Origin of the sequence: Spirosoma sp. SC4-14, assembly GCF_037201965.1 — a bacterium.
Classification (GTDB): domain Bacteria; phylum Bacteroidota; class Bacteroidia; order Cytophagales; family Spirosomataceae; genus Spirosoma.
The window spans coordinates 6,937,223-6,959,904 of record NZ_CP147518.1 but is presented as its reverse complement, the minus strand read 5'-3'; the positions used below and the strand labels follow the sequence as shown (position 1 = coordinate 6,959,904).

General features: G+C 48.2%; 22 protein-coding genes. 14 read left to right on the top strand and 8 right to left on the bottom strand.

What is annotated here, in order from left to right:
• The first annotated feature begins 20 nt into the window (after nt 1–20).
• The 11 genes from mscL (at nt 21) to WBJ53_RS28650 (ending at nt 12,177) form a co-directional block, all read left to right on the top strand.
• Nucleotides 21–353 (top strand): large-conductance mechanosensitive channel protein MscL, encoded by a 333-nt coding sequence (gene mscL / locus WBJ53_RS28700; RefSeq protein ID WP_338872725.1) that lies wholly within the window; start codon nt 21–23, stop codon nt 351–353.
• 91 nt (nt 354–444) lie between these two features.
• On the top strand, nt 445–1,800 hold the full coding sequence (gene murD, locus WBJ53_RS28695) for a UDP-N-acetylmuramoyl-L-alanine--D-glutamate ligase (protein WP_338872723.1): 1,356 nt from the start codon (nt 445–447) through the stop codon (nt 1,798–1,800).
• A gap of 53 nt (nt 1,801–1,853) precedes the next feature.
• Complete coding sequence (locus tag WBJ53_RS28690) at nt 1,854–2,975, top strand: FtsW/RodA/SpoVE family cell cycle protein (RefSeq protein WP_338872721.1); 1,122 nt, start codon at nt 1,854–1,856, stop codon at nt 2,973–2,975.
• Between the two features lie 112 nt (nt 2,976–3,087).
• Entirely contained in the window at nt 3,088–4,179 is a 1,092-nt protein-coding gene (gene murG / locus WBJ53_RS28685) for an undecaprenyldiphospho-muramoylpentapeptide beta-N-acetylglucosaminyltransferase (protein ID WP_338877248.1), read from the top strand.
• Nucleotides 4,180–4,253: 74 nt separating this feature from the next.
• Nucleotides 4,254–5,639 (top strand): UDP-N-acetylmuramate--L-alanine ligase, encoded by a 1,386-nt coding sequence (murC, locus tag WBJ53_RS28680; RefSeq protein ID WP_338872719.1) that lies wholly within the window; start codon nt 4,254–4,256, stop codon nt 5,637–5,639.
• Between the two features lie 37 nt (nt 5,640–5,676).
• Complete coding sequence (locus WBJ53_RS28675) at nt 5,677–6,450, top strand: hypothetical protein (protein WP_338872717.1); 774 nt, start codon at nt 5,677–5,679, stop codon at nt 6,448–6,450.
• Entirely contained in the window at nt 6,447–7,832 is a 1,386-nt protein-coding gene (ftsA, locus tag WBJ53_RS28670) for a cell division protein FtsA (RefSeq protein ID WP_338872715.1), read from the top strand. Before WBJ53_RS28675 ends, ftsA begins: the two co-directional genes overlap by 4 nt.
• An 83-nt stretch (nt 7,833–7,915) precedes the next feature.
• Nucleotides 7,916–9,373, top strand: coding sequence for a cell division protein FtsZ (gene ftsZ, locus WBJ53_RS28665; protein ID WP_338872713.1), 1,458 nt, complete (start codon nt 7,916–7,918; stop codon nt 9,371–9,373).
• A 95-nt stretch (nt 9,374–9,468) separates the two neighbouring features.
• Nucleotides 9,469–10,167 (top strand): DNA alkylation repair protein, encoded by a 699-nt coding sequence (locus WBJ53_RS28660; protein WP_338872711.1) that lies wholly within the window; start codon nt 9,469–9,471, stop codon nt 10,165–10,167.
• Between the two features lie 102 nt (nt 10,168–10,269).
• A complete protein-coding gene (accD, locus tag WBJ53_RS28655; RefSeq protein WP_338872709.1) occupies nt 10,270–11,112 on the top strand; it encodes an acetyl-CoA carboxylase, carboxyltransferase subunit beta in 843 nt (280 codons plus the stop codon).
• Between the two features lie 87 nt (nt 11,113–11,199).
• Entirely contained in the window at nt 11,200–12,177 is a 978-nt protein-coding gene (locus WBJ53_RS28650; RefSeq protein WP_338872707.1) for a radical SAM protein, read from the top strand.
• Here the strand turns inward: WBJ53_RS28650 and WBJ53_RS28645 are convergent, their stop codons facing one another.
• Nucleotides 12,178–13,296 (bottom strand): T9SS type A sorting domain-containing protein, encoded by a 1,119-nt coding sequence (locus WBJ53_RS28645; protein ID WP_338872705.1) that lies wholly within the window; start codon nt 13,294–13,296, stop codon nt 12,178–12,180.
• Between the two features lie 107 nt (nt 13,297–13,403).
• On the opposite strand from WBJ53_RS28645, the gene WBJ53_RS28640 reads away from it, so the two are divergent.
• On the top strand, nt 13,404–14,237 hold the full coding sequence (locus WBJ53_RS28640; protein WP_338872703.1) for an enoyl-CoA hydratase-related protein: 834 nt from the start codon (nt 13,404–13,406) through the stop codon (nt 14,235–14,237).
• Here WBJ53_RS28640 and WBJ53_RS28635 read toward each other — a convergent pair whose 3' ends face one another.
• From WBJ53_RS28635 to WBJ53_RS28610, 6 genes are all read right to left on the bottom strand, one after another.
• Nucleotides 14,238–14,702: a nuclear transport factor 2 family protein gene (locus WBJ53_RS28635; protein ID WP_338872701.1), complete on the bottom strand. Its 465-nt coding sequence runs from the start codon at nt 14,700–14,702 to the stop codon at nt 14,238–14,240. It lies immediately after the preceding gene.
• A gap of 119 nt (nt 14,703–14,821) precedes the next feature.
• Complete coding sequence (locus tag WBJ53_RS28630) at nt 14,822–15,574, bottom strand: hypothetical protein (protein WP_338872699.1); 753 nt, start codon at nt 15,572–15,574, stop codon at nt 14,822–14,824.
• 69 nt (nt 15,575–15,643) lie between these two features.
• Entirely contained in the window at nt 15,644–16,102 is a 459-nt protein-coding gene (locus WBJ53_RS28625) for a hypothetical protein (RefSeq protein WP_338872697.1), read from the bottom strand.
• A 363-nt stretch (nt 16,103–16,465) separates the two neighbouring features.
• Nucleotides 16,466–16,570: a DUF433 domain-containing protein gene (locus WBJ53_RS28620; RefSeq protein ID WP_338872695.1), complete on the bottom strand. Its 105-nt coding sequence runs from the start codon at nt 16,568–16,570 to the stop codon at nt 16,466–16,468.
• Nucleotides 16,571–16,676: 106 nt separating this feature from the next.
• Nucleotides 16,677–18,155, bottom strand: a complete 1,479-nt coding sequence (locus tag WBJ53_RS28615) for an FGGY family carbohydrate kinase (protein ID WP_338872693.1) — start codon at nt 18,153–18,155, stop codon at nt 16,677–16,679.
• A gap of 173 nt (nt 18,156–18,328) precedes the next feature.
• Nucleotides 18,329–19,180 (bottom strand): M23 family metallopeptidase, encoded by an 852-nt coding sequence (locus tag WBJ53_RS28610; RefSeq protein ID WP_338872691.1) that lies wholly within the window; start codon nt 19,178–19,180, stop codon nt 18,329–18,331.
• Nucleotides 19,181–19,332: 152 nt separating this feature from the next.
• On the opposite strand from WBJ53_RS28610, the gene WBJ53_RS28605 reads away from it, so the two are divergent.
• The gene (locus WBJ53_RS28605) at nt 19,333–20,328 is read left to right on the top strand and encodes a bifunctional ADP-heptose synthase (RefSeq protein ID WP_338872689.1); all 996 of its coding nucleotides are present in this window, start codon (nt 19,333–19,335) and stop codon (nt 20,326–20,328) included.
• A gap of 55 nt (nt 20,329–20,383) precedes the next feature.
• On the opposite strand, the gene hemE is transcribed toward WBJ53_RS28605, so the two are convergent.
• On the bottom strand, nt 20,384–21,418 hold the full coding sequence (gene hemE, locus WBJ53_RS28600) for a uroporphyrinogen decarboxylase (RefSeq protein ID WP_338872687.1): 1,035 nt from the start codon (nt 21,416–21,418) through the stop codon (nt 20,384–20,386).
• Nucleotides 21,419–21,584: 166 nt separating this feature from the next.
• Between hemE and WBJ53_RS28595 the strand changes: the two genes are divergently transcribed.
• Complete coding sequence (locus tag WBJ53_RS28595; protein ID WP_338872685.1) at nt 21,585–22,661, top strand: glycosyltransferase family 1 protein; 1,077 nt, start codon at nt 21,585–21,587, stop codon at nt 22,659–22,661.
• Nucleotides 22,662–22,682 lie beyond the last annotated feature (21 nt).

The following is a 22,682-nucleotide window of genomic DNA, read 5'->3' as shown; positions in this document are numbered from 1 at the left end:
ACCTAAAACCAAATTAGATCATGCTGAGTGAATTTCGTACGTTCATTGCCCAGGGCAATGTATTGGACCTGGCTGTTGGTGTCATCATCGGTGCCGCTTTCGGGAAAATTACTACGTCACTGGTCGAAGATATAATTAACCCAATCCTGGGGCTGGTGATGGGTGGTATTGATTTTGCCCAGATGAAATATGTTCTTAAAGAAGCCGTGGGTACAACTCCTGAGGTTGCCATCCGGTATGGTAATTTTATCAATATAGTTATCCAGTTTTTAATTATTGCCTGGGTCGTATTTCTGATTGTGAAACTGGCGAACCGGGCGCGTTTATCGAACTCGATGGCACCGAAGGAATAAGCGTTACCTGCAAAAAAATACACGAAAAGCCCCAGACTATGATCGGGGCTTTTTTATTTATGCGTTATTTTGCCAATAGTTTAATCGGGTTATGGCAGTGACAAAAATTGCAATTCTTGGCGGGGGCGAAAGTGGTGTAGGAGCCGCCCTACTGGCTCAGGCCAAAGGTTTTGACGTTTTTTTATCAGATCGGGGCGCTTTAAAAGAAAGCTACCGAACAACATTGCAAACGGCAGGAATCCCCTTCGAAGAAGGACAACACACAGACGATCAGATTCTTGATGCCGCAGAAGTGATCAAAAGTCCTGGCATTCCTGAAACGGTGCCACTAGTGCAAAAACTTAAGGCACAGGGCACGCCCGTTATTTCAGAAATTGAATTTGCCGCCCGATATACCAAGGCACGGCTAATAGGAATTACGGGAAGTAATGGCAAAACTACCACAACCTTACTAATCTACCATTTACTGAAAACAGCAGGGGTAAACGTTGGGTTAGCCGGGAACGTGGGCGATAGTTTTGCCAGGCAGGTCATCAATGATACCTTTGAGTACTTTGTGCTGGAGTTGAGTAGTTTTCAACTAGATAATATGTACAGTACGCACCTCGATGTGATGGTGCTGCTCAATATAACCCCCGATCACCTGGACCGATACGGATATAGTTTTCAGAATTACGTGAATTCGAAATTTCGTATTCTGCAAAATGCTCAGCCCCAGGATCGGTTTATTTTCTTTCAGGAAAGCCAACCTATTCTGGATGAATTGGCAAAGCGAAATCCAACCGTAAAACGTTTGCCCATTTCGCTGGAATCGTCGGTTATGCCAGGAGGCTATTTTCAGAATGGCATACTTACAGCAACCTATAACGATTCTACATTTCGGATTGCATTAACCGACACACCACTGAGAGGTCCACATAATGCTATCAATACGCTGGCGGCTATACTGGCGGCCAAATCAGTCGGCGTGTCCGACAATGCGTTGACCGAAGGGCTAAAAACGTTCCAGAACGCTGCTCACCGACTCGAACCGGCTGGAACAATCAGCGGCATACAGTTTATTAATGACTCAAAAGCCACTAATGTAGATTCTGTTTTCTATGCCCTGTCGAGCATGGAAGCACCCACGATTTGGATTGCAGGTGGACAGGATAAAGGAAACGACTATGGCCAACTCGACGAACTGGTGCGCCAGAAAGTAAAAGCACTGATTTGTCTGGGCGTCGATAACCATAAATTAGTAGCTTACTTCGGTAGGACAGTTCCCGTTCTTTATGAAACCCAAAGCGTAGTTGATGCGGTAGCCAAAGGACTCGAATTAGGACAGCCTGGCGACACGGTTTTGTTATCGCCAGCCTGTGCCAGTTTTGATCTGTTCAAAAATTATGAAGATCGCGGCAATCAGTTCAAAGTCGCCGTTAAAAACCTAATGATGAATAATCAATGATAGTTGTAGAAATACATTCATCATTGATCATTCATCGTTCATCATTAAAAACTATGGCCCTTCGCGATTGGATTCGTACCCATTTAAAAGGCGACCGCCAAATCTGGTGGATTGTTCTGTATTTATCGATCATGAGTGTTCTGGTCGTATATAGCGCGACTGGTACGAAAGCATTTCGGGAACTGGACGGGAATACTGAAGTATTTCTGTTGAAGCATGGTTCGTTGCTGATGCTGGGGCTGGTGTGTACGTACTTTGCTCATAATATTAATTACATCTACTACGCCCGTTTGTCGAAGTTTGGGTTGTGGCTCTCGATACCGCTGCTACTGTGGGCATTTTTTAAGGGAACAAACCTCAACGATGCGTCGCGCTGGGTAACAATTCCAATCATTAATCAGACCTTTCAACCGTCCGATCTGGCTAAGCTGGCCCTGATCTCGAATCTGGCCGCTATGCTGGCCAAACGGCAGCGCTTTATGAACGATCCTAGTGTGTTGTTCAACCTCATTTTGTGGATTGGCGTTATTTGCTCGCTTATTATTTTGTCGAACACATCGACTGCTCTTTTGCTGGCTGCTACCTGCTTTTTGCTGATGTATATTGGTCGTGTACCCGTGCGTTACCTGGCCTATATGGTGGGCGTTTGTGTTGTGCTGGGAGGGATTGGGCTTATGCTGGGGCAACGGTTTGGAACAGCCACCAATCGGATGAAGAGTTTTATGGATTCAGATACCGTTGTGTATCAGGTCGAGCAGTCGTATATCGCACTTGCCAATGGCGGCCTAACAGGACAAGGACCCGGAAATAGTCATCAACGAAATACACTACCGAACCCATTTTCCGATTTCATCTATGCCATCATCGTTGAAGAATATGGTTTGATTTTGGGCGGGATTCCGGTTGTGCTAGCCTATATCTGGTTCCTTTGGCGAGGAATCAAAGCAATCCAGAAAACAACCCGGCCCTTTGGTGGTCTTTTGTCGGCTGGTTTAACATTCAGTATTGTATTTCAGGCATTTGCCAGCATATGTGTGGCCATTGGTCTTGCACCCGTTACGGGGCAGCCGCTACCACTGCTCAGTATGGGAGGAACATCGTTGATATTTACCGGCTTAGCCATTGGTATTGTCCTGAGTGTTAGCCGAGACGAAGCCGATGAAAGTAAAATATAAAGTCTCCTGGGGGCTTTTATTCAAATGAAACCTTCATGCTGCACAAGCCTTCCAAGGCATGAATACTCGGTTTCTAAACGCTCCCTTTGGGGGTTGGGGGGCTTTTATTCAGATGAAGATAATTATCAGCGGTGGCGGAACCGGAGGGCACATTTACCCGGCTATTGCTATTGCCAATGAGTTGAAAACAATAGATCCATCTACCGAAATCCTGTTTGTGGGTGCGGAAGGTAAGATGGAAATGGAAAAAGTCCCACGGGCTGGTTATCAGATTGTGGGACTTCCGGTTGTTGGAATCAAGCGCGAATTAACGCTGTCGAATCTTGCTTTCCCGTTTAAGCTGGGGCGTAGCTTTGTTCGGGCGCAGCAAATTGTTCGCGATTTTAAGCCCGACGCAGCCGTGGGGGTAGGTGGTTATGCAAGTGGTCCGCTGCTGCTGGCGGCTTCGTTGAAAGGAATTCCTACACTCATTCAGGAGCAAAATTCCTATGCCGGAATTACCAATAAAGCACTGGCTCGCTGGGCTAAACGAATTTGTGTTGCTTATCCGTGCATGGACGCTTTTTTTCCTGCCGATAAAATCAAGTTGACGGGCAATCCAGTTCGTAGCGATATTCAGCTTGCCGACCAGCAAGTCGATGCTGGGCGAAAGCTGTTCGGGCTGGAACCTGATCGGCCTACGTTGCTGATCATTGGCGGAAGCCAGGGGGCCCGAACCCTGAACGAAAGCATGGAGGCTGGTCTGAAACAGTTTGTTGACGCTGGCGTGCAGGTTGTGTGGCAAACTGGACCGGCTTTTATCGAACGGGCTCGGAAAGCCGTAGCCGAGCTTAACTCACCGTTGATCAAAGCGTTCGATTTTATTTATGATATGGATAAAGCCTATGCCGTGGCCAATGCAGTCGTATCCAGGGCGGGCGCTTTATCAGTTTCTGAGCTATGTTTAGTAGGCAAACCCGCCATTTTAGTACCTTTGCCAACGGCGGCTGAAGATCACCAGACAAAAAATGCCATGAGCCTCGTCGATCGTAAGGCAGCTTTATTGGTTAACGATCGCACAGCACGCGAAGAACTGGTAACGGCGGCTTTGAAACTGCTGAATGATTCGGCCCTTCGTAAACAATTGAGCACCGAAATTAAAAAGCTGGCTAAACCAGATGCTGCCCGAGATATTGCCGAAGAAGTGATTAAATTAACAAAATAAAGTGAACCGCAGAACGAGTAGGCCGAAACGATACGCAATCCGTTCTCTGTTCTTTTCCACTTTTCCTCTTTAGGATGACTTTAGATCAGTTTAAGTACGTTTATTTTCTCGGTATTGGCGGAATCGGCATGAGTGCGTTAGCTCGCTGGTTTCGGGTTAACGGCTATGAGGTAGCTGGCTACGATAAAACACCGACCGCACTTACATCGGCGTTGCAGGCCGAAGGGATGGCCATTCACTTTGTAGAAGATGTAGAACAGATTCCAACAGCTTTTCGCGAAAACCGCGACAAAACGCTGGTCATCTATACACCTGCCGTTCCCCGAACGCATCAGGAGTACATCTATCTGACCGAAAACGGTTTTGTCTTACAGAAACGGTCGCAGGTGCTGGGTTTACTGGCTGGGCAGATGAAGACAGTTGGGGTTGCCGGAACCCACGGAAAAACCACTACTTCATCGATGGTTGCGCATATTCTGCGGCATTCGGGCGTGAACTGTGCTGCTTTTCTGGGGGGCATAACCAACAACTATGGAACAAATTTTCTATTGAATGAACCTGCCGATGAGTTGCGCTCGGTGGTTTGCGTAGTAGAAGCTGATGAATTCGACCGGTCGTTTTTGACACTGTTTCCGAATCTGGCCATCGTTACATCGACCGATGCCGATCATCTCGACATATACGGAGCCCATGAGGCTGTGCTAGAGTCTTTTGCCCGATTTGTTAGTCAGATCGAGCCAGAAGGTACTCTTTTTATGAAACAAGGATTGCTGCTGGCCGACAAAACAAAAGCACAGGTTCAGGAGTATTCACTTCAGGAGGGAGATTACCATGGGCAGAACATACGGGTCGAGAATGCAGTCTTTAAATTTGATCTGGTATATCCCGGCGGTATTATCAACGATATTGAATTGATTGTACCGGGTTTTCACAATGTCGAAAATGCAATAGCGGCTGGAGCTGTGGCGCTGAAGCTGGGAGTCGGGGCTGAGGCTATACGGGCGGCTCTGAACAGCTATACGGGCGTTCGGCGTCGGTTCGAATACGTACTCAAAACAGATGATGCCATTCTGATCGACGATTATGCGCATCATCCTGCGGAGGTTAAGGCCTTTCTAACGTCTGTAAAAGCACTTTATCCCGACCGCGAAGTAACGGCTATTTTTCAGCCTCATCTGTTTAGCCGGACGCGCGATTTTGCCGAAGGATTTGCCGAAAGTCTGTCCATTGCCGACAATGTCATTCTGTTGGATATTTATCCCGCCCGCGAATTACCCATCGAAGGGGTGTCCTCTGAATTGATTTTTCGCGATATTCGATCGAAAAAGAAACAGCAAAGTACCAAAGCCGAATTACTCGACGTTGTGCGGGAAACGAAGCCCTCTTTGCTTGTTACTATCGGCGCTGGTGATATAGATCAGTTGTTACCGGCACTTAAAAGTGTCCTAAAAGACCAATAGATAAAAATATCTGGAAGATGGCTTAGCTTATACACAGATGTTTTCTACCTTTAAATCAACCAAGAAGTGGCTCGTTGCCATAGGAGGGCTTTTAGGACTCTTTGGCCTAATTGCTTTTACCGAAGTTCGCCATGGTCAGAAACACGTTCAGGCTGTGATTGTCCATCTGGATCAGATTGATGGGCACTCCTTTTTAACGCGTCGCGATGTAACAGGCTATCTGACCAATGGTGGGGCCGATCCGGTTGTTGGCAAAAACTTCAGTGAAGTGGATTTTCATCAACTGGAAGAACGGCTTCGGCAACATGGATTGGTTAAAAATTGCCAGGTTTCCCGTGACTTAATGGGTAACCTACTCGTCACGATTGAACAACCCCAGCCAGTGGCCCGTTTGCTGGCTTCGGGCGAAGGTATTCGGACAGTAACCGGGCGGTATGTTAGCGAAGAAGGACGGTTTTTTCCGGTTTCGATGAACTATTCGGCCCGTGTACCAATTTTAACTGGCAATTATTTTGCCAAAAATCGTTCGTTGGCTAGTGAGCGTAACCGACCGCTGCTGGAACTGCTGAAACTGATTCATAATGACCCGTTTTGGCGAGCCCAATTAGTTGAAGTGTCGGTCGATGAGCAGGGAGAAGTAACGATGTGGCCTCAATTGGGAAACCATCGGATCGAAATAGGGCTACCCACCGATCTGGAGGCTAAATTTAAGAAGTTGAAACTATTTTATACGGACGTTTTACCGGCAAAAGGTTGGGACCGATACAGCCGGGTTAGCGTTCAATATCGAAATCAAATCGTGTGCGAATGACGACGACAAGCATTGGCGACAAAATTGTAGTAGGTCTGGACATTGGCAGTACGAAAGTGTGTGCAGTGGCAGGTCGGTTAGTCCGCAATAACAAAGATCAGGAAACGCTTGAAGTTCTCGGCGTTGGCGAAACGTCGCTGGCCGACGGTGTAACGAAGGGGTCGGTGGTGAATGTTAACAACACCGTGAGTGCCATTCGCCGGGCTGTGTCGGAAGCATCGAATCAGTCGAACCTGAACATTCATCTGGTTAATGTTAGCTTTAGTGGAGCTCACGTTTTATCCGTTAAATCGAGCGGCAGCATTACCCGGTCGTCATCGGGCGACGAAATTCAGGTGGAAGATATCGATCACCTGCTGAGCGATATGTACCGTACGTCTATTCCGGCGGATAAAGAAATTATTCACGTATTACCGATGGATTTTGTGGTCGATGGCGAAACAAACGTCAATCAGCCCGTCGGTCGGAATGGCGTTAAACTCGGCGCCGATTTTCAATTGATTACGGCTCAGGCAAATGCTGCACGTAATGTTCGGAAGTGCATCATGCGAAATAATCTGCAACAGGAGATTATGATGCTCTCACCGTTGGCGTCGGGGCTGGCTGTTTTGACCGACGAAGAGAAAGATGCAGGCGTTGCCCTGGTCGATATTGGCGGAGGAACAACCGAACTGGCTATTTACTATCGGGGTGTACTGCGGCACGTTGCCGTGTTCCCATGGGCAGGCAATAGCCTGACATCCGATATTCAGTCGGGGTGTAAAATTATGCCCGATCAGGCTGAGCAACTCAAAAAACGCTTTGGCAATGCTGATCCATCGGAATATAACATTAACGAAGTCGTTGCTGTACCTGGCTTGAGTAATCGTAAGCCTAAAGACGTGCTGCTGAAGAATGTAGCCGTAATTATGGAAGATCGATTACGGGAGATTGCCGCTCTTGTTCAGGCCGAGATTATGCGTTCGGGCTACGAAGGAAAATTGCTGGCAGGCATTGTGCTGACCGGTGGAACAGCTTTAGTGCCGGGCGTTGAGCATATCTTCAGCCGTGTAACCGGAACCGAGGCTAAGGTCGGTTATCCAGAAAATCTGGAACCGAACGGAAGAGCAGATCTGGTTGGCGACCCAGCCTATGCAACGGCAGTAGGACTGGTTTGGGCCGGATATAAAACCATTGATGATCGAATCTCGTTTATCAGCGATCCAACCCGAGCGGCCTACAACGAAGAACATATTCCGCAACAGCCCATTCGTCCTCAATATGGACCTCCAGTTGGCAGAGAGAAAACTCCTGAAAAGGAGCCTCCCAAAAAAGGAGGTTTGCTGGGTTGGCTTCGGGAAGCGTTGCAGCCAATACGTGGGAGCGAAACAGATCCTTATTAATATCCAAGAGGGGGTAACCGGCCTGCGCCGGTTTAATCATATACAGGCAGTTATTATTACACAAAAAGACACCACCGAATAAGATGCTGAGTCAAGGCTATAGATTCGATGTACCAGACGACAACCCAACAATAATCAAGGTTGTTGGTGTAGGTGGCATGGGCGGCAATGCTGTCAAGCACATGTACAATCTGGAAATGAAGGATGTGAACTTTGCCATTTGCAATACGGACCGGCAAGCTCTTATGAACAATCCTGTGCCGACCAAATTGCAATTGGGCGATGGACTTGGGGCCGGTACGGAAGCAAAGGCTGGTGAAGATGCGGCTCGTGCCAGCATTGAAGAGATCCGGAATCTGCTGGCTCCGCCAACCAAAATGGTGTTCATTACAGCCGGGATGGGGGGCGGTACCGGAACCGGAGCAGCACCCGTAGTGGCTGAAGTCGCCCGCGAAATGGGCCTTTTGACCGTAGCGGTCGTAACGGCACCGTATTATTTTGAAGGGACAGACAAAAAAGAACAGGCCCGCGAAGGTATTGAGAAACTCAAGAAAAGTTGCGATACCGTTCTGGTTGTGCTCAACGATAAACTGGCCGAGCTTTATAGTGAACTGACCTGGACCGATGCCTATGCACATGCCGATGATGTGTTGGCTAATGCAGTGAAAAGTATTGCTGAGATCATAACCACTCAGGGCGACATTAACGCTGACTTTGCCGACGTTAAGAAAGTGCTCGAAGGCGCTGGTCAGTCGGTAATGGGATCGGCCGAAGCAGGTGGCGAAGAACGGGCTCTGAAAGCAATTGAGGCTGCACTGAACTCGCCGTTGCTGAACGATCATGATATTCGGGGAGCCAAACGTATTTTGCTCACAATTTCATCAAGTAAGGAGCATGCCATGAAGCTGAAAGAGCAAATGGCTATTTCGGAGCACGTTGCCAAGAAAATCCAGACCGAAGCCCGAATGTTCAAGTTCGGTGCCATCACAGATAAGAACCTGGGCGAAAGCTTGCGGGTAACCATTATTGCGGCTGGTTTCGATGGTACCAATGCGTTGCTGGATCAACTTAAAAGCCCTGTTGCGCCAGAAGAAGAAAAACCGGAGCCTGTAATGGACGAGGTAGTTGATTTAGCTACAACGCCCGACGATACGGCAGAGCCAGAACAACTACTGCTGACCGATGAATTAGATCCTGTTGGCAGTGAACCGGAAGCGCCATCGCAACCGGTTGGTATCACGGCTAAAGTTGATGAGAAGCAGTTAACACCAACCAGCCTGAATGGAACAACCATCATCCGGCCCGAACTAATCAACGGATTCCGGCCTACCCATGACGACGATGGCGGAACGCTGGTGATGGATGAAGAAGAACGGTACGACGATGCTGATCTGATCAAAAAGACCATTGATACATTTCTGAAAGGACAGTATTCGGCAAGCGACCTTGACCGGCCAACGTTCGAACGCAACAAGACAGTATTGTATCCAATGCCAATGCTTCCCGAAAATGAGTTTGTTCGTTCGAAACTGAACGAGTAGCCATACATTTTTTTCCTGAAAAAGGGCTTCCGTGAAGGAAGCCCTTTTTTGTATCTTACGAACGCCCTTCGTGATTAATCAGGTAGCTAGAGACTGTGATCTATACAGATGTAAAAAATGACTTGCAGGCGCAGGCCAACCCCGAACGGGCCAAAGTGTCGGCCTGGTTTTTCAAGACCGGGCCCGGTCAATATGGAGAGGGTGACCTGTTTCTGGGTCTTTCGATGCCCCAACAACATACGATTGCTAAAAAATACCTGAACTTACCGGCAGACAATGTGGAACGGCTATTGCGAGAGCCGTATCATGAGTGTCGGATGACAGGTCTGCTGATTTGGGTATACCAGGCTCGAAAGGCAGGAGAAAACCAGCGGCTGACCCTGATGGACCATTATCTGGCAAATCGACAATACGTCAATAACTGGGATTTGGTTGATGCAACGTGCCCGCAACTGGTTGGGCGCTCCCTGCTACAGGGCGACCGATCGGTGTTGTATGACCTGGCTCAGGAAAATCACCTGTGGAGCCAGCGGATTGCCATTGTCTCAACTATGACATTTATTCGGGCCGATCAGTTTGCCGATACATTTTCTATTGCCGAACTCCTTTTAGCACATAAGCACGACCTGATTCATAAGGCAATTGGGTGGATGTTGCGGGAAGTTGGCAAACGAAATGCCGATGCGCTCGAAGAATTTTTACACGATCATATTCGCCAAATACCGCGCACAGCGCTTCGCTATGCCATTGAAAAGTTCGATCCGCCCCGGCGTAAGTATTATCTACTGCTGTAAATAGGGAAATTGGTCGCGGCTCTTCGTATCTTTACGTCCCCAATTGGCGTCAACTAAAAAACCGGCCTGTTGTTGAGCAGGCTTCAACTGTAAACTTAGACTATGTCTTGGTTCGTCCGAAAAGATAAGGGTATTCAGACCCCAACCGAAATGAAGCGGGAAGCTCCCGACGGTCTGTGGTACCAATGCCCAAATTGTAAAAAAGCAATGCACTCGCGTGAGCACAAGCTCAATGCATATACCTGCGTACATTGTAATTACCACGAAAAGATCGGCTCAGAAGCCTATTTCTCCATCCTCTTCGATGACAATGTGTTTACTGAACTCGATGCATCGATGATTTCGGCTGACCCACTTAAGTTTGTGGATACGAAAGCCTATCCGGATCGGGTAAAATCGACAATTGCGAAAACCGGCCTGCGCGATGCTGTTCGAACTGCGTATGGTGAAATGAATGGCCTGACTGTTACGATGGCTGTTATGGATTTTAATTTCATTGGTGGTTCAATGGGATCAGTTGTCGGGGAGAAAATAGCACGGGCGATCGACTTTGCCATTAAAAACAAGACGCCGTTTCTGATGATTTCACGATCGGGAGGAGCGCGGATGATGGAGGCTGGGTTCTCGCTGATGCAGATGGCCAAAACGTCGGCTAAACTTGCGCTGCTATCGGAAGCGAAATTGCCGTATGTGTCTTTGCTCACCGATCCAACCACGGGTGGTGTTACGGCCTCATATGCCATGCTTGGCGATTTCAATATTGCTGAACCTGAGGCCCTCATTGGTTTTGCCGGCCCACGGGTCATTCGGGAAACGATTGGTAAAGACTTGCCCAAAGGCTTCCAGAGTGCCGAGTTTGTCCTCGACCATGGCTTCCTCGATTTCATCATTGATCGGAAAGACCTGAAGGATAAACTGACAAGTTTGTTTAAAATGCTTGAATAATGTAGGGCGGGGGTTGCAGGGATGGCGGGGAAAGACTCTGTAACCCTCCCCGAAACTCCCCGCCATCCCTGCAACCCCCGCCATCGTATGCGTCTTGTCTCCCATCCGGTTCTGTGTAACTACTACGTGACATACCGCTGTAATGCCACCTGTAGTTTTTGCGACATCTGGGAGCGGCCTTCTCCATACGTTACGCTCGACAACGCCCGCGAAAATTTTCTGGACCTGAAACGATTAGGGGTTCGGGTAATCGATTTTACGGGTGGCGAACCGTTGCTGCACCGTCAGTTGCCCGATCTGCTTCAGGAGGCTAAAGGTCTGGGTTTTATCACAACCGTTACGACCAACGCCCTGCTTTACCCGAAATATGCCGAACGGTTGCGTGGCCTGGTCGATATGCTCCATTTCTCGCTCGATTCGCCAATAGCCCAAGAGCATGATCTGTCGCGGGGCGTTCGCTGTTTCGACAAGGTGATGGAATCTATTCAAATGGCCCGGCAACTGGGCGAACGGCCAGATATTCTGTTCACGGTGTTTGAGCATAATGTGCATCAGATTCGGCAGATGCATGAGAACATTTGCCTGCCAAATAATCTGCTGCTTATCCTGAATCCGGTTTTTGAATACAATACGGTTGAGACGGGTAAACGTTTCTCCGAAGAAGCGCTGCAACAAATGTCGTGGTGGGGAAAACAGAAAAATATTTATATCAACGATGCCTTCCTGCAACTGCGTCGGGATGGAGGTAATCATGTCGAAACGCCGATTTGCCGGGCAGGAAGTACCACCATCGTTATTTCGCCCGAAAATAAATTAGTGCTTCCCTGCTACCACTTAGGCCTGAAAGAGTTTGCCATCAACGGCCAGCTCTATGATTTGTACCGTTCCGATGAGGTTCAGAAATTAGTAGCGCTGGAGGGACGGCTACCTGCTTGCGAAGGCTGTGCGATTAACTGTTATATGCAGCCGTCATTTGCGGTCGACGTCACTAAATACTGGTGGAAAGCTTTGCCAAGTACTCTCAAATACAACTGGATAAAGGGTACCTGGAAACAGCTTGTATAATTACTTCCTGATTATCTTTTGCATTATTGAGCGGTTGCCGATAGTTGCCCGTAACAGATAAACACCTGGCGACAGGCTTCCCATATCAATCAACTGCTCATGCTGGTAGGCTGCTTTGGGGAACGACAGTTCATGCAGGGTTCTGCCTTCGACATTGAGGAGAACTATAGTCGCCATCCCTGGATTGCTGGTTTGAATAACTACCTGTAAGCGGTCGTCTACTGGATTTGGAAAAACCAACAAAGAAGCATCTTTATAACCGTATTCGGTTATTCCTGTAACAACTACTCCCTCCATAGCCGGTTCATACGGCGGAATAATACCCGGTGTAACAGGCTTATCGACTACAATCAGGGGAATTTCTTCGGACGTCTGGCTAATGAGGGTGCCGTTTCTGTATTCGCTCACCGTGATGGCTACACTAAACTGCCCTTGTTGGGTTGGCGCATCCCAGATCAGATCGCCCGTGTGGCTGTTTAGTTTAAACGTCCCCTGTTGCGTAAAATCGTTGGGGAACTGATAGCCTGCCACTTGCCGATGAGTGCATGGATCGTTGTCTGGACTTGTCAATGGACGGGCCAGTGCATAAACCAGGCTATCGCCTTCAGTGTCGGTAGCGGCCAGCGGAAAAACAACTCGTTGCTTATTCGCAATCTGAAACCCTGTCGGCGGAATCGATAGTGTTGGTGTTTGATTGAAGAGCGTTGTGGTAAAAAAAGTTGTTGAGAGCGCCAGTGGAACCTGTTGGGTAGCACTATTGGCTATGTTTAGCGACGATGTGCGATTAGTCAGTGCGGTTGCCACTGTATACGTACCGGGGCCTACATACGCATGGTTGATGCTGTAGACGTTGCGGCTCATCTGATTATTATTGAAGAAAATTCGGGTCGATCTGGGTACGTTGCCGGTTTGCCCATCGCCATAACAAACCGTTATACTGTTTGCACTACTGGCGGCTTCTTTACCCAATACTTCGTCGTAATAGACAATCACTACTATTTCGTACGTGAGTGCTGATGGGGCACTGGGCTTTATCTGAATGTAGCCGCCTAACAGATGGGTAGCATACGATACACGGAAGAAGCTGACAAACAGGAGTAGAAGCGTAAGAGTTCTCATGGATGGTTGAGCGTTAGCGATGTATTTGTCCGAATAACCTCGAATGGTGACTTTGTCGTATAATCAGGATCGGAATGTTTTTAAGCGGTATTTTTCTATTTTCGGCCATGTTATACACTGCTGATCAAGTTGCTCAATTACCCGGTCTGCATGCCGATTCTGATGGCTTTCGTTATCTTCTCGTGTCACTTCACAACCATGTGCTGACGATTACGCTGAACCGGCCCGAAAAGAAAAATGCGCTAAATCCGGCTATGTTAAATGAACTGGCTTTTGCGTTAGCCTATGCTCATTATACATCCGCCGTATGGATGGTGGTTTTGACGGCAGCCGGCGATACGTTTTGCGCCGGAATGGATCTAAAAGCATTGTCGATGGGCGATACTGAGCAGGCTCGCGTGCCTGAGCCGTTGGGGCCGGTTCGGATAGGGGAAATTATGGCCGATTTGCACAAACCCTGTATCGCGCGTGTGCAGGGGCCGGTTTATGCCGGAGGCTTCCTGCTGGTTGGGGGGAGCACCTATGTTGTAGCGGCCGATACGGCTACATTTAGCTTGCCAGAAGTGAAGCGTGGTTTATTTCCATTTCAGGTGCTGGCCGTTTTGCTGGATTGTATGTCCGCCCGAACCGCGCTCGATCTGTGTTTGCGCGCCCGGACGCTTTCGGCAACTGAGGCCAAAAATGTAGGCTTGGTAACAGAAGTTACGGTTATCAATGAGCTGGATATGGCGGTTTCGCGACTGACGGATGAATTAAAGCAGTTTTCACCAACTGCCATGCAGTTTGGCTTACGTGCTTTTCAGCAATTAAAAAGCCTGCCATCGAGCGAGCAGCAGGCTTATTTATTCGAACAGTTTCGGCAACTTCAGCAAACTGCCGATGCCAAAGAGGGAATGACGGCTTTTTTGGAAAAACGGCAACCCAAATGGCGTAGCGAATAGCTATTTTTTGGGCAGGTCGGGGCAGTTTTCGCGCCGACGGGTGTCAATAATAGTCTGGATTTTCCAGCTTCCATTCAGTTTTACCAGTGTGAAGGCATTCACTCCGCAGTGGCTTTTTTTATCCTGAAAATAGAAAACATAGGGTGTCCAGGCGGTAGCTAATTCACCATCGATTTTAATATCCATCCCCGCCAGTCGCTCATCGAGCGTACCGGCTTTGGCTTTGCCGATCGAACTGATAAAAACCGAAATGGCTTCATCACGTACCGAAATGTCGCCCTGTTTATTGACCACCGTTTGCAGACGAGCAGTTGGTGTAAAGAGCGTTTTGAGCATAGTTGAATCCACGGTTTGCATCCCCTCGAAAAGCTGATTGACCGTATTTTTCACGGCGGCTTCGTCGCCCGACTGAGCGAAAGCAGGCACGCAGGCAAGTGTTGTAAGCAGTAGTAGTAAAACGTTCATAGGCAGAGGTCGCGAAGCGTTTAAACATAATTGTGCCACGGGGTTGAGCCGTGGCACTGGTTTCGTTGACGAAATATACGGATTTGACATTAGTTCCTAACGTTCATTCGGCCTGACCTTTACTGTTGTGTTGGCAATGGCACATAAAACGCGTCGGGTTTATCGAAGACAATCGATCTGGAATAGCTTCCATCTGATAGCTGAACCGGCCCAGAAATAAGTTGGTTATAGGGCATAACTTTTACGTCCGAAGCCCAAAATTGGGTATCGATATGGAATTCCGTTTTAAAATCCTTGTCCGTCGATAGCGTAATATAGTTACGGAACGATAGTGGACTTTTTTCATCGCCGTACATAAAGGTATGGATGTTGACTGGTTTTTTGCGTTCAGGATTCCACTTTGGCTTTTCCTGAATAACTTCTGGTGTGCCAGACAGGTGTAAATTGCCGGTGGGCAATACTACAAATTGCTGTTTGTCGATTTTGGTTTTGGGCGGAATAAAGGTGACCTGCTCATCTTTAGAAACGGTGCCGACCGCTCTACCAATGGAGTAGCGACCATAGCGGCTGTTATAGGACGTCAACTCAATGCCTGACACATCGCGCCAGTAATCAACTTTATCCTGACCAACAATCAGCGACGACCGTTTCCAGTCGACATAGAGGGGCTGGTTTAATTTGTTGGTTATTGAAAAGTGAATGCGTCCACGCTCGCTGGTAAATGTATATCGAAGCGTTAGTGTATCGTTGTCTAAAATCAAACCTGTGTCGGTAGGCTTCACGTTATTTCCCCGAAGCGTGACTACCTGAACATTACGCGTACAACTTGTTAACAAAAGAAAGCTTACCCCAAGTAGATAGACAGTTCTCATAGCGGTTTTTAGAAATTATTTAGGTGCATTTTATAAATTCTAACCTAGAAATGAAAACATGAGTACTATTTACTGTTTCGTTTTTTCTTTCCCAGCTTCACTAATCGCGTGCTTTTCCTGACGCGTCATTTTTTTGACATATTCGGTCCGTCGGAAGCGGATAGCACTCCAGTCGTTGTCGATGGCTACCATCCGAACGCTCTCAAAACCCAATTGGCCTAATACGGCCCAGCCTGTGTCGCGGTTAAAATCGCAGCGGTATTTCTTCGAGCTACCTTTTGGGTAAGCGAGCCACAAAATACCATCGCCCTGTAGTTTTTGTGCCGCCTTTGTGCTTATGGCATCAACTTCCTGCTGGGTTTTCACGAACGCAATCATGAACTGACCTTGCTGGATTTGATCCAGATCGGTAACGATGCTGGTTAGCGGACGCATCGAATTGACAACGGCTCCGAACTCTTCGGGTGCATTGACAACCGCAATTTCGGGTTGTGTTTTGTAATTGAGTTTAGCGAAAATAGGGTGCATGAGGGCAGGTTATAAATTGACAGTGCTACTTTGATAGATCGCTGAACAGCTTTCATCAGTAGAAAAAAATAGCCAATGTTAGCTTTAAAGCAAACCAGTACCTCTACGATTTGGTCGTTCGATAGGTCGCCTGTTTTCAGCCAGATTATTTTAGGTGGCGTGGTTAAATTGTACAGATCTTCATCGAAAGTGATGATCGTGTCGCATTTTTGGCGACAAAATCCTCAGTTCGTTCGTATATAGACTACATTCGCGAACTCCTTCAACGATTGAGAAATGGCATTTTAGCTTTTTACGATTCGAAAAGAGATGTTCTGATCGAGCAGAAGCTTCATGATCCTATCAGGTTATTTTCTTTGGCTGCTACAAAAGCAAGTACCTTCGGGCGTTAGGAAAATCACTAGCTATCTCATTGATTGTCATGCCAGATGCTAACCAGCCAAGAACGTCGCCAACCGTGATAAGCATGCCACGAATACCTGGTTTTCACCCTAGCTTTTCGGGTTCGAGAGTGATAATTTGACGATAATCGACCACGTTGTGGTATAGTTTTATATAAGTTAGCGAAAATGGACTAATCGGTCATTAGTTTTAACCAGCGTCCGTAGGCTTCTCGATAGGCTTCCTGAGCGCGCATGTCGGGTTCGATGGTCCGCACTACATTTAAGCCTGCGAAGGCTTCGGCAGGTGTTTTGTAATAGCCTAAGCCCAAACCAGCACCGCGAGCCGCACCCTGCGCCCCGTCGGTATTATACAACTCAATGGCGGCACCGGTTAAGTTCGCCAGCGTATCGCGGAAGAGCGGACTAAGGAACATATTGGCTTCGCCCGCCCGAATCGTTTGCAGACCCACGCCTACGCTTTTCATGATCTGGATACCGTAATATAAAGCAAAAACAATTCCTTCCTGGGCGGCTCGAATTAAGTGAGGTAAGCCATGACGGGTCAATTGTAGGTTGTGAAAAGAAGCACCCAGATCGGCATTTTCGAGAATCCGTTCGGCGCCGTTGCCAAAAGGAAGGCATACAAGACCGTCGGCACCAATGGGAGCCTCATGAGCCAGTACGTTCATTTGATCGTAGTTGATTGATCGGCGCAGAACCTGATTGCGTAGCCAACTGTTTAGGATGCCGGTGCCGTTCACACACATCAAAACACCATAGCGCGGGTTTTCGGCTGTATGGCTTACGTGCAGGAACGTGTTCACGCGCGATTTTGGATCGTAACTTGCCTGATCGCTGACGCCATACACAACGCCAGAGGTTCCGGCTGTGGCCGCAATTTGGCCCGGTTCGAGCACATTGAGCGATAATGCATTGTTGGGCTGGTCGCCAGCGCGGTAGGTAACCGGTGTTCCGGCTGCTAACCCAAGTTCTGCCGCAGCTATGGAGGTTAATTCTCCCTGAGGAGCAAAGGTTGGCTTAAGGGTAGGGATTAAACGGCTATCAAATCCGAAATAATCGAGCAAAAACTGTGCGGGCTCATTGGCCTGAAAGTCCCAGAAAGCCCCTTCCGACAAACCCGATGCCGTTGTTGCAATGTTGCCAGTCATTCGGGCGGCCAGATAATCGCCAGGAAGCATAAACTTATCTACCTGGGCGTAGATGTTCGGTTCGTTGGCTTTTACCCAGGCAAGTTTGGCAGCCGTGAAATTACCCGGTGAGTTGAGCAGGTGGTGAAGTGTATAATCATGACCAAGATCGTTGAATGCCCGATTGCCGAACGGAACAGCTCGGCTATCGCACCAAATAATGGATGGACGAAGTACCGTAAAATCCTTGTCGACAACAACCAGGCCGTGCATCTGATAGGAAATTCCAATGGCTTTTACAGCCTCCGCTTTAACCTCGGCTTTGGCCAGAACAGCCTTGCTGGCCAGACAGGCATTTTGCCACCAACTATTGGGGTGTTGTTCGGCAAAACCGGCCTCTGGTGCATCAATAGCCATTTCGGTTTCAGGAAAGTAGGCAGATGCAACGGCGATGCCGCTTTCGGCATTTACTAAACACGCCTTAACAGACGAGCTACCCAGGTCGAAGCCAAGAAAATACATACGGTATAAGTTTGAGGAAGCCTGTTATAATCGGTCAGTGAGGGGCAAATCTTGCCTTCCAGTTTCCGCACCGTAAAGATTGCTGATGCGTTTATTTCTTAATAAACCTTAGCAGAATTATTTCCTGTATACTACTGAAATAATCCTGCTAAGGTTTTTCTAACAACGACAATCTACTGGAGTTGAGGAAGCGAACCTGGTGCAGCCAATAAGGCAGATGGGTCGATCCGGGAATTGTGCCAGCGCACGCCTAAATGCAGGTGCGGTCCGGTGGCACGTCCGGTGGCACCTACTTCGCCCAGTTTCTGGCCTTTTTTTACCCGGTCTCCTTTGACAACAGCAAAAGAATTTAAGTGCAGATACATGGCCACCAACCCATCGCCATGATCGACGTAAACCGACTTGCCACCAAAAAAATGATCGCCTACCAGTACCACCCGACCCGGAGCCAGACTTAAAACGGGCTGCCCTTCAGCAATCGGATAATCGACGCCGGTATGCCGATTGCGAGGCTTGCCATTGAAAGTTCGGAAAGCGCCAAAATTGTTTTCAGCTTTAGGCATCGAACTGGCGGGCGCTCCTAAGGGTAAGTCGAAATCAGCTTTGGTTTCTCGCCGAAAAAGTGGCATTACCTGACTTTGTTCGCGCCGAACCCGCGCAATGTTTCTGGGCGAAACATCTACGTATTCCGTTTTGGGGAAATCTTTAAAATCCTCTCGAATAAATTCCCGCTTAACAACATCGATATACCGTTTCTGCCGATGGCCCTGTTTGTTCCAGCGATATACAGGGTAAACACCGATGGACTTGGCCATATCGACTGGGAAGTAGCAATTGCCATCGAGCGCACGCCAATGTTTATTGCCCATGCTACAGCGTACGCAATCGCCCGCCCACCGGACCACGCCACCTTGCTCTACGTTGGGTATTGATCGCTGAGGACTGCTGGCTGGGTAAGCAAACAGATAAGCCGATGCCAGAAACGACAAGCCAATTAAGTTACTAGATAAAATATACTTTTTCATAGCAAATGTATATTTGTTAGAGCCTAAATATACGCTTTGTTTCTACAAGATGATAGATTGGCTAAATTCCCGCTTCCTCAAACTACCTGGCTCCCCTCAAAAAGCAGGAGTGATTTTTGTTTCTTTGCATTTTAAACTAGTTCTGTGCCCCTATGAATCCGGTTCTGGATATGACAATTGACGAGTTGTTTGATCAATTCGACAAACTACGTGTTCTGATTATTGGCGATGTAATGCTCGATTCCTACGTCTGGGGCCGTGTGGAGCGTATTTCGCCCGAAGCCCCCGTTCCGGTTGTGACGGTCCAGCGACGGGAGTTGCGATTGGGGGGAGCTGGCAATGTGTTGTTGAATGTGCAGGCTCTGGGGGCCGAAGCAATTATCTGTTCGGTAATTGGTACCGATGAGCCCGGCGATAAACTCGTTGCAGAACTGGGCGAGCGTAGCTTAAATTGCGATGGACTGATTCGGAGCAACGATCGCATGACTACCATTAAGGAGCGAATCATTGCAGGTTCGCAACAGGTTGTACGGGTCGATACCGAAACCGATAAATACATTACGGCGACCGAACGGGAACAGTTGGTGGCCAAGGCAAAAGAACTGATTCCGACCTGCCATGTCCTGATTTTTGAAGATTATGACAAAGGTGTTCTGAGCAAAGAAGCTATCGCCGAAATCACCGATTTTGCTAATGAACAGGGCGTTCCGACGGTGGTAGATCCTAAAAAACGAAACTTTCTGTCGTATCAGAATACCACGCTTTTTAAACCCAATCTGAAAGAGCTGCGAGAGGGACTTAAGCTGGATTTTGATGTCGATAAGCCTGCGGAGTTTAACGAAGCGGTTGATCATCTTAAGCAGCAACTTAATTTGAAAGGAGCTTTGATTACGCTTTCGGAGCGGGGTGTTTTTATTGACTTCAATGGCGAAAAACACAAACTGCCTGCGCATGTTCGCACAATTGCCGATGTGTCGGGAGCGGGCGATACGGTGGTTAGTATTGCGGCCTGTTGCATTGCCCTAAAACAATCTCCGCGTGTTATTGCCGGTTTATCGAATCTGGGTGGAGGGCTGGTTTGTGAGTCGGTTGGTGTTGTGCCAATTGATAAAAGCCAGTTGAAACAAGAAGCCAGGGAGAATTTGTGAAGCGCCCGTAAGCCGCAGACTGAATCACTTTTCTGGCTACGGCTTACGGATAAGACTACATTTCTTTCACAGCATCGACGAAACACCGTGCTTTATCGCGGTCGGTGTCGGGATAAATACCATGCCCCAGATTGGCAATATAATGTTGATGCCCAAAGGCACTCAGCATACGTTTGACTTCAGCTCTGATTTGGGCAAAATCAGCATAAAGTACACACGGGTCTAAATTTCCCTGCAACACGCGGTCGGGAATTAATTGCCGCGATTCGTGGGGGTCCATGTTCCAATCCAGTCCAACTACATCGCAACTCAACTGGCCAATTTCGTGCCGGGCAAAATAGGCTCCTTTGGCAAAAACGGTGATGGGAACGGTGCGTTCGGGTAGCCCCGTAACGAGGTCGCAGATTTGTTTGATGTAGGGCAACGAGAACGTCCGATATTGTTCGGGGGAAAGAATGCCCGCCCATGAATCGAAAATCTGTATGACATCGGCCCCGGCCCGAATCTGTGCCTGTAGGTAAGCAATGGTGCTGTCGGTGATCTGCTGAAGCAGCGCGTGGGCAAAGTCAGGATCAGTATATAAGAGCTTCTTGGCAACCGAAAATGTTTTGGAACCTTTGCCTTCGGTCATGTAACAAAAAATAGTGAACGGTGCTCCGGCAAAACCAATCAGCGGTACCCGGTTGTTCAGTTCTTTTTTAGTCAGTTTGATGGCATCGAGCACATAGCCCAGATCGCTTTCTGCATCGGCTACCCGTAATCGTTTCAGATCGTTCATTGTTCGAACCGTATCAGGGAAAACGGGACCACGACTTTCGACCATTTCGTAGGGAAGGCCCATTGCTTCTGGCACCACCAGAATATCGGAGAAAATGATGGCAGCATCAACATCGAAGGCATCGACTGGCTGAATGGTTACTTCAGCGGCTAGTTCTGGCGTTTTGGCCAGCGTGATAAAACTTCCAGCCTGCTCCCGAACAGCCCGGTATTCGGGGAGCACGCGACCTGCCTGCCGCATCATCCAGACCGGAACACGTTCGGTCAGTTCTCCGCGTGCAGTGCGGAGAAATAAATCATTTTTCAAAGTCATACTGCAAAGATAGGCTTCAACTCCGATTCGTCTGATTACTTTTGATTGTTGGAATTAGTCATTGGTCATTAGCTGGTTGTGATTGGTTTCTCTGTGTAGGCAGGTAATCGTTTCAAAAGCACTATTTCCAATGACAAATGCCTAATGACTCTTCACAATGTAACAAATGCCTTCTCTTTTTATCGATACCGAACGATTACGTGATCTCAACAGTGGTTTGGGACAGGTTTGCCTGCATCTGGGGCATGAACTGGTTCGGCAGTGTCCTAATCAGTGGCAGCTCACGTTTTTAGTGCCGAAAGGGAAATCGGGCATTTTCGGCGATTCGGTAAAGTATGTGGAAGCGTCGTGGCAGCGGAAACTTGGTATTGCTGGCCGTTACGATGTCTGGCATTGTCTGCATCAGGATTCTTCTTATTTGCCATTTCCCTTGCTAAATGGTTCGGCGCAACTTGTTCTGACAATCCATGATCTCAACTTTTTAGAACGGTCCGATTATTCGGCTACGAAAAAAGCACAGAAGCTGGCTCGCCTTCAGCAAAAAACTGACCGGGCATCGGCCTTAACGACCATTTCGGATTATACGGCATCGGTAGTAAAAGAACACCTCCGTATTTCATCGTCGAAACCAATTCGGGTGATTTATAATGGTGTCGCTGCTGATCTGAACGAAGCCCCAATAGAATTGCCTGATTCGCTCCTCCATTCAATTGCTGATTCGCCTTTCTTCTTATTTCTGGGGGTTATCCATCCCAAAAAAAACGTTCATACACTACTCCCGCTACTCGAAGCCTTTCCTGACTATCAGCTCGTGCTGGCCGGACCCGATGGCCATTCGTATGCGCAGCACATTCGCGAACAGGCGCAAAAGCTGGGTGTTGCCAACCGGTTGTTAATGCCGGGAGCCGTCGACGAAGCGACCAAACGTTGGCTCTATGCTCATTGCGAAGCGTTTTTATTTCCCTCGCTTTCCGAAGGGTTTGGGTTGCCGGTGGTTGAAGCGATGACATTTGGCAAACCCGTCTTTATGGCAAACCTGACGAGCTTGCCCGAGGTTGGTGGGAAAGAAGCCTACTATTTTGAGAATTTCGAGCCAGAAAGTATGGCTAAAATCATTCATGATGGATTACATGATTTTGGCCACAATCCATTGCGGGCCGAACGAATGAAAAGACGGGCTACCGAATTTAGCTGGTCGAATGCTGCCAAGGCGTATTGGGAAGTGTATGAGGAAGTTGTCTGAACCGGGATTTGTGGGATTTAG